Source organism: Acinetobacter sp. Colony158 (assembly GCF_019264745.1).
In the GTDB taxonomy this organism is placed as follows: Bacteria; Pseudomonadota; Gammaproteobacteria; order Pseudomonadales; family Moraxellaceae; genus Acinetobacter; species Acinetobacter ursingii.
The window spans coordinates 939,807-940,467 of sequence record NZ_CP078523.1 but is presented as its reverse complement, the minus strand read 5'-3'; the positions used below and the strand labels follow the sequence as shown (position 1 = coordinate 940,467).

1 protein-coding gene is annotated in these 661 nt (G+C 33.9%); it reads right to left on the bottom strand.

What is annotated here, in order from left to right; all coding sequences use genetic code 11:
• Positions 1-607, bottom strand: a 607-nt coding sequence (locus JR005_RS03710) for an HAD family hydrolase (RefSeq protein ID WP_218665575.1), incomplete at its 3' end; no start/stop codon positions are given.
• Positions 608-661 lie beyond the last annotated feature (54 nt).

Here is a 661-nt window from a genome sequence, read left to right as displayed (position 1 = left end):
TTAAAATATCTGCCAACTTTTGGCCATTTTTACGATCAATTAAACGTGCTGACATACCAAATTCATTTGGACCACTAAAATCGGCTAAAGGTGTATCTCCGACAAACAAGACATCTTTGGCATGACATTCTAATTGATCAATTAAATACTGATAAATTTGTAACTCTGGTTTAATTGCGCCAACTTCATAACTCCAAGCATAGGCATCAAGAGGAGGTAACAATGAAGAAACAACTTTTCCATATGGCATAGCTAAATTTGAGCATAATGCTAATCTAAATCCTAATTTTTTTAATTCTTCCAAAGTTGATAGCGTATCTTCGTACAGAACAATAGAACGTAATTCTTCGTCTAAATCACGCTCGAGCTCTTGCAGTAATTGGTCTGGAATATTTACTGCTAATAACTTTCCAAGTTCTGTCAAATTTAAACTGTGCGACATAATAAGTTTGGCATCATCAGGTTTAGGTTTTCGTCCATTCTCCTTAAGCCATTTCATTAAATTTTTATATGGGGTACGTCTTTCTCCTATCTTTACAAGTGTACCAAATACATCGAAAGCAATGACTGAAGGCTCAATATGGCCTGCTTTTATAAATGATTCCATATTTTGACAACCAATTAAATTAAGTTTTGCTTTTAGTTGAGATTACCATAAGAG